General features: G+C 57.2%; 7 protein-coding genes. 3 read left to right on the forward strand and 4 right to left on the reverse strand.

Going from position 1 to position 7,032, the window contains the following annotated elements; all coding sequences use genetic code 11:
* The 3 genes from LKR43_RS15980 to LKR43_RS15990 form a co-directional block, all read left to right on the forward strand.
* A partial coding sequence (locus LKR43_RS15980; RefSeq protein WP_227685180.1) for an integrase arm-type DNA-binding domain-containing protein occupies positions 1–378 on the forward strand: 378 nt, incomplete at its 5' end.
* Positions 379–466: 88 nt separating this feature from the next.
* On the forward strand, positions 467–3,367 hold the full coding sequence (gene mobF, locus LKR43_RS15985; RefSeq protein ID WP_227685181.1) for a MobF family relaxase: 2,901 nt from the start codon (positions 467–469) through the stop codon (positions 3,365–3,367).
* Positions 3,368–3,853: 486 nt separating this feature from the next.
* The gene (locus LKR43_RS15990) at positions 3,854–4,552 is read left to right on the forward strand and encodes an SOS response-associated peptidase (protein WP_227685182.1); all 699 of its coding nucleotides are present in this window, start codon (positions 3,854–3,856) and stop codon (positions 4,550–4,552) included.
* On the opposite strand, the gene LKR43_RS15995 is transcribed toward LKR43_RS15990, so the two are convergent.
* From LKR43_RS15995 to LKR43_RS16010, 4 genes are all read right to left on the reverse strand, one after another.
* Entirely contained in the window at positions 4,553–4,762 is a 210-nt protein-coding gene (locus LKR43_RS15995) for a hypothetical protein (RefSeq protein WP_227685183.1), read from the reverse strand.
* Between the two features lie 49 nt (positions 4,763–4,811).
* Positions 4,812–5,291 carry a single-stranded DNA-binding protein gene (ssb, locus tag LKR43_RS16000; RefSeq protein ID WP_305080636.1) on the reverse strand — a complete coding sequence of 160 codons (480 nt, stop codon included), beginning with the start codon at positions 5,289–5,291 and terminating at the stop codon, positions 4,812–4,814.
* Positions 5,292–5,369: 78 nt separating this feature from the next.
* Positions 5,370–6,170 (reverse strand): DUF3560 domain-containing protein, encoded by an 801-nt coding sequence (locus LKR43_RS16005; RefSeq protein ID WP_227685184.1) that lies wholly within the window; start codon positions 6,168–6,170, stop codon positions 5,370–5,372.
* A gap of 547 nt (positions 6,171–6,717) precedes the next feature.
* A partial coding sequence (locus LKR43_RS16010; protein WP_305080630.1) for a RadC family protein occupies positions 6,718–7,032 on the reverse strand: 315 nt, incomplete at its 5' end.

Consider the following 7,032-nt stretch of genomic DNA (forward strand, 5'->3'; position numbering starts at 1 on the left):
GGGCCATACCCGGAAGTTTCCCTCGCGCAGGCACGAGCCAAGGCATACGAAGCCAACAGTCAACGAGCCAATGGCCTGGACCCGAAAGAAGTCCGTGAGCACCAGGAAGAGCTGGCGCGAATCGCTCGTCTGCATACCTTCGAGTTACTAGCCCGCGCCTGGCACACCAGTGCCAAGAAAGACCGCGAATGGTCGGAGGACTACGCCCAGAAAGTCATCCGACATTTGGAAATCCACATCTTCCCATGGGTAGGACACAAACCAATTGAGGTGATTCTGCCCACAGAAATTGTCCGGTGCCTGCATCGTCCGAAGGATCGCGGCAATCTGGAAACTGCCCAGCGTGTATCCACAGAAGCTGTGGATAAACGTGTGTAAATCCAGCATCCCTTCCCGCAAGCGCTAGCATTGACGCCTCCAAGCGCTTGTTGGCTAATCTCTCGCCATCCCTTCTCCCGGAGCTCCCATGATCTCGCACAGCCAGGTCTATCGCGCCCGCGCGTCCCTTGCCACCCATTACTACTCCGACCAGGCCGACGACTATTACAGCCGAGACGGGAGTGCCGCCACCTGGCAAGGCGACGGTGCCCGACGTCTGGGCGCAGTCGGAGAAATCGACCCCGCACGCTTCAAAGCCATGCTGCAAGGCGATTTTGGCCATGGCGTCGCAGCGGGCCGGTCAATCCGCAAAGATGCCAAGGCCCGTGCCGCCCTTGATCTCACCTTCGGCGCGCCCAAAAGCATTACCCTGCAGGCTTTGATCGGTCGCGACGAACGCCTAATCCACGCTAATGATAAAGCGGTCGCTGCTGCCCTTCATTACGTCGAGCAGCATCTGACCATGGGGCGCCACAAAGAAAACGGCAAGTCACGGGTAGAGCATACGGGCAACCTCATCATTGCCAAATTCCGCCACGAAACAGCACGCCCTACCGAAGGCGCTGCCCCCGACCCGCATCTACACGTCCACGCGCTGCTGATGAACCTGACCCAGCGAGCCGACGACAGTTGGGTGGCCTTGTCCAATGAAGAAATCTTCAAGCTACTGCGCGTGACGGATTCGATATACCAAGCAGAGCTGGAACGCAACGTACGTGCGCTGGGATACGCAGTTCGCCATGAAAAGAGCCATATCGAACTGGCCCACATCAGCCGCGAACAGATCGAGTTTTTCAGTAAACGCAGCGCTGGCATTACTGCTGAACTGTCTGCACGCGGCACCAGTCGCGAAGAAGCCCCTCACGCCCTGCGCCAAGGCATCACCCTGGCCCACCGCCAGGCGAAGACTCAGGAACTCAGCCGCACAGAGCTGCATCGCCAATGGCGTGACGCCGCTACCGCCATCGGAATGCAGTTTGATCAGGCCAGGGAGCAAGCAGACGTCCAACCGACACAGATCTCGGGGCAGCCATCAGACATGGTGGCACAAGCCTCACTGAACTGGGCAATCCAACATCTGGCCGAAAGGGAATCCGTCATGCCTCTAGCGGATTTACTGCAAAACGCCGTTCGCCATGCTGGCGGCCATACGAACATCACAGCCATTCAGGCAGCGATTCAGGGCCGTGTGGAGTCTGGAACACTAATCCGGGAAATACCGCACTACCGCAGCACCCAGGACAGGACGGCCCTTCCTATGACCCGCGAAGGATGGGCCACAGAAGTCACACACCTGCGCGGCCTACCCCAGGGCACAGCCCTGCAGCTGGTTGACCAAGCCATTGCAGAAGGACGCCTGCTGATGGAAAGCCCACGCTATGCGACCCGAAAGGCTTTTGAGGCCGAATCCAGGATACTAGCCGCCGAACAAGCTGGCCGCAGTGCTTGGCAGACCACAATTGCCAATACCTGCGCCGAAAGCAGCTTGGACACACGCCTGACACCAGGCCAGCGCGAAGCTGTCATGCTAATCACGACCGGCCCCGATCAAGTCGCCGGTATCCGGGGTCTGGCTGGCACCGGCAAATCTTTCGCTCTGCAAAACGCCCAGGCCATCCTGCAACAGGAAGGGCACACCATGGCGGCGCTGGCCCCTTACGGCGGAATGGTTCGCAACCTGCGCGAAGATGGCATACAGGCCAACACGATTGCATCGGTGCTTTCTGCCTCCGACAAACGCCCCTTCACCGATACCCTAGGGCCGAAAACTGTCGTAGTGATTGACGAAGCCGGCGTCGTGCCGGTACGGCAGATGGACAAGTTGCTGGCGCTCATTCAGCCGACAGGCGCAAAAATCGTGTTACTGGGCGACACCGCTCAGACCAAGGCCATTGAGGCAGGCCGTGCGTTTGCCATGCTGCAAGAAGGCGGCATGAAAACCGTATTAATGGCCGACATCCAGCGACAACGCTCTGATCGGCTTCGCAAAGCAGTACAGTTGGCAGCAGAAGGCCAGGCCAGCCGATCCCTGCCGCTTTTGGATCAGGTGCACGCTATCCCGGATCAGTTCACTACCGACGAGCACGGCCACAAAAGCCGGGACAGTTCCGCCCGGTATGAAGCCATTGCCAAAACCTATACGCAGCTTTCGGCAGCAGACCAAGCGGTCACTATCGTGGTCACCGGCACCAACGCATCTCGCGTAGCCATCAATGAACGGATCCACGCCCTGCTCGGCTTGGCAGGCAAAGGACATCAATGCCAGCTGCTGACCCGCCATGACACCACCCGTGCAGAACGCAGCGTCGCACGGTATTACACCGTCGGCGACATTGTCGTTCCTGAACGGGACTACCAGTGTGGCCTGAAACGCGGCGAACTGTACCGCGTCACCGGCAGTACACACCATGACCGCATCACCGTCGAATCGATCCAGCCCAGCCCGTCGCATGCCCAACCCATAGAAATCATCCCGAAAACCATGAGCAAGCTATCGGTCTATCACCTGAACCGGACAGAGCTGTCTGCGGGCGACTATGTCCGCATCACACGTAACGATGCCCATAATGACCTGGTTAACGGCCAACTGGCGAAGGTCGCGGCAATTGATGCAACCAGCGTCACCATCGAAACCAACGGTCGCCACGTGCAGCTGCCCACAGATCGACCGCTCAACATGGACTATGCCTACACCACCACCGCGCATAGTGCCCAAGGACTGACCTGCGACCGAGTCATTTACAACGCCGAAAGCTTCAGCCGCACGACCGCCCAGGACACCTACTATGTGAGCATCTCGCGCGAACGGCACGAGGTCGTGGTGTTCACAGATAATGCGGACAAGCTGCCCGAGCGGGTGGATCGGTTGGGCTACAAGAGCCTGGCACATGACCTGGTTCAGACGCACGCCGATAGCCCCATTTTGCACCAGGCCGCGCCAAGGACGGCGTTGGAACAGGACGCGGAATCCTCAATGGAGATCAGCTGACATCTTTCCGCATGCAAGCGGTTGGCCGGACGCAGTCTCCGCGTCATGGGGCTGCATCCGGCATGCATCAGTCTTGCCATGTGCCTGTAACCATTCTGAAGTCGAAATGTCTCCCATCCGCATTGAAAATGAAAACCGCCCATTCTCTCTTAACGTCTACGGGCAATTCGGCCACGCTTGTGGCCGCCATGTTTCCTGCCGCATCAATGGCTTGCGCCACTTTGTGCCCTATTTGTCCTGCACCGGCAGAATCGGCCGATGCTCTGCAAGAAACTGATTCATAAGGCTTTTCCCGACCCCGCCGGGGGTGCGTCATGTGTGGCACTTTTAAGGCCACAAATGAGCGAAAGCGAATTTGGGGTTTTGAAAGTGCCAGCCAGGTCGAAGAGCTGGCAACGTCTCATGACAGGGGCCCATCAAAGATGGGAATAGCTGCAAGCCATAATCCATTCGGTGTATGGGGATACGATTCTGTCACAATAAAGTATGTGCAATCGATATGTCACACCGAGCCAAGCTGAGACCGAGAGGTTTTGGCATATTGGTAACCGAAACCAACCTCAATGGTGGGAAACCGCCATCCACCCGCGCGCCGTCGGCCCGTTTATTCGAGCACACGGCAGCGAACGCGAGCTGGTGACCGGTCAGTGGGCGCTGATTCCTCACTTTGCCAAGATGGCGAAGCTGCCGTATCAAACGAATAACGCTCGTTCAGAGGAATTATCCAGCAAGGCAAGCTATCGCCAACCCTGGCAGCGTGGCCAGCGCTGTATCATTCCGGCGCTGTCTTTCGACGAGCCTTGCTGGGAAACTGGCCGCAACGTATGGTGGCAATTCCGGCGGCCAGATGGTGCCCCGTGGGGCTTGGCCGGGCTGTGGAATACCTGGACTGATCCGGCAACGGGCGAAGTCGTAGAAAGCTACACAATGCTCACGATCAACGCCGACACACACCCGTTGATGCGTCGCATGCACAAGCCTGACCCAAGGAAGCCCGGCAGTGCCCAAGACAAACGCTCAGTCATTCCAATTGAAGTGGATGACGCGGATTGCTGGCTGTCCGGCTCGACTGAGGAAGCTAGCAGCCTTCTGCGCTTGGCACCAGAACATACTTTCGATGCCGCGCCTTTACGGGCAGCATCGCAGGACGGTGCCAGCGCCACCACACAGCAGCCGCTGTGGTAGCTACTCCGGCATATCCAACAACAGTTTAACCGTCTGGGACACTGTCAGTCCGTCAGTCCAAGCAGACGCCAACACTTCATTACCCTGCATTCCCTGTGCTTCTATGATGGCCTGAGCATCTGACCATGTCATGTCGCTCTGCTCGCACAGCGCGTCGTAAACAGCGTTTTCCCAATCGGACCGTGGTCCGGTTCGTTTTCCGGCTTCCATTCGGTTCTCCCGCGCCAATCAACACCCCGGCGATGCCGGGGCAAATTTCTTAAATACACATCCAGGTGCGTCCTGCACCTGCAAGATTGAACGGAATATCATCGGCCGCTATAGCGCCTCCACCCGTGGACGCAAGGACAGCAGTGACCTTACGCGATGCCGGTTTAGTTGACGACGCTTGGCCATCTGTACCACGACTTCCAAGCATCTGCATCTGCTCGGCTACGATCTCGGTGCTATAACGGTCAGCGCCTGTTTCCTTATCCTGCCATTTTCTGGTCTTCAATCGCCCTTCTACATAGACCGCACTACCTTGATGCAGGTGCTCGCCGGCAATTTCTGCCAAGCGGTTATAGAACACAATCCGATGCCATTCGGTTTCCTCTCGCTCCTCTCCGGTCGCCTTGTCTTTCCAGCTTGTCGATGTGGCAACGGAGATTGTGCAGATCGCGGCCCCATCCGCGCTGTAGCGGATCTCTGGATCGCGGCCCAAGTTGCCGATAATGATGACTTTGTTGACTGATGCCATTTTGTTGCTCCTGATAGTGGTTCGGCGTAATCTCGCCGACAAATTTCCCAAGCCGATAAAGCGGCCTGGGGCTTCGGTTCAGTTTCCGGTCGATCCGTTCAGAATCTGCATGACAGCTTTTGCCTGCCAAATGGCGGCGTTACTCAATTGCCGCACCCACGCGCCACGCGTTGGGCTCCATCGAAAACCGTGACGTTTTAATATTTCTCGGGTGGCCTTTTCCGGTTTGCCTTCGAACATGAACATCACGCGGTTCTCTTCCACGTCTTCGGCGTATGCATACCCTGTCCCCTGCACGCTGACCGGCTCACGCTCCTTGTTAGCCTGCAGTTGTTTGATCCGCTGCTGGATACGGCGAATATTCGCGTTATTGTTGGACAATGCATAAGACGGGAAGCCCACACGTCCGGCATAGTCCGGCGTGATCAGCTTCTGTGCGCTATCTTCAGAACATCCAAGTTCAAGCAAAGCATGGCGCTGGCCCTCTGGATCAGCCCCATGTTTACGGATTACCCGATTGATTTTCTTCATGCGCTCTTGATTCGCTGTCAGTTGCTTCGCCTGGCGCATGAGTTTTGCTATTGCATCAGGGTCATCGCTGGAGATGCCGCCCTCACCTACTGAAGCCGCCTTTTTCGTGTAGCGATCGGCTTTTTTTTGCAGATCGAAGGCTTTGCCTAATGTGTTATGAATCCTCTGCCTATAGTTACGGTCGCGCCCTTCGCTATGGTGGCCAATCAAGATCGGCTGGCCAAAGGGGATCGCCTCACCCATTTGCCGTGCCCGGCCATAGGTAGCTGCGGCCTGCGTCTCGGCCTGCGCCGCCCTTGCCTCTAGTTTGGCTTTGCGCTCTGCCTGCTTTTGTTCGTAATGGTTCATGTTTCTGCTCCTTCAAAAATGCGCGGTGGCGCGGTAGTGATTGCTGACCAGGCCTGAAGATTCTTGAGCCCGTTTGTAGGTTTCTGTTGCCGGGTTGTGCGCTGTGTCCGACGCGTTGTGCCGCCAGTCCTGTGAGTTCCATCGCCCTTGCCGTACTGGGTCATGCAGTGACTAGCGGAAAGGGGAAGCTTTGTAAAAGACGCATCGCGGCTTTTATGAACACCTCTTGAAGTACCGGAGCGAAGTGATACAGTCGGCGTTTTGAGGCGATGGAGCTCTCAAGACCAGGCTTGCAATTCACAGTGCACAACCCGGTAACAGCCCACGCGGCGAGCGCCCCAATCACCAAGATGGTGATCTAACTTGAATGCAGTTATGACCTTGCTGTCTGCTTGCGCTGGCAAGCCGCTATTGCCGCCCTGGCACACCAGGACGGGCTGCTTTTATTGAGACGGATAACTACTTGTGCGACAGCACAAGTCCAATCGGCGCCGCAGAGCGCGGCGTCTACTAGAGCAGACGAGTACTCACCTGCTCTGCTCCAGGTTTACACCTGACCTCGTTCCGCTAACGAAGTCGTGTTCTGCCCGGTCACGATGATGTGATCCAGCAAACGAACATCAACCAGCGCCAAAGCATGTTTTAAATGCCGCGTCAATGCCAGATCGGCCTCGCTGGGCTCAGGTATGCCGCTGGGGTGGTTATGCGACATGATGATTGCGGCCGCATCCAGACGAAGCGCCGTTTTAACGATTTCGCGCGGGTATACGCTGGCCTGCGTCAACGTGCCATGGCTCATTTCCATGTAACGGATCACCTTAAACTGGCTGTTCAGGTACAGCACAGCGGCAACTTCATGCCC

The organism is Pusillimonas sp. MFBS29 (assembly GCF_020687695.1).
In the GTDB taxonomy this organism is placed as follows: domain Bacteria; phylum Pseudomonadota; class Gammaproteobacteria; order Burkholderiales; family Burkholderiaceae_B; genus Pusillimonas_C.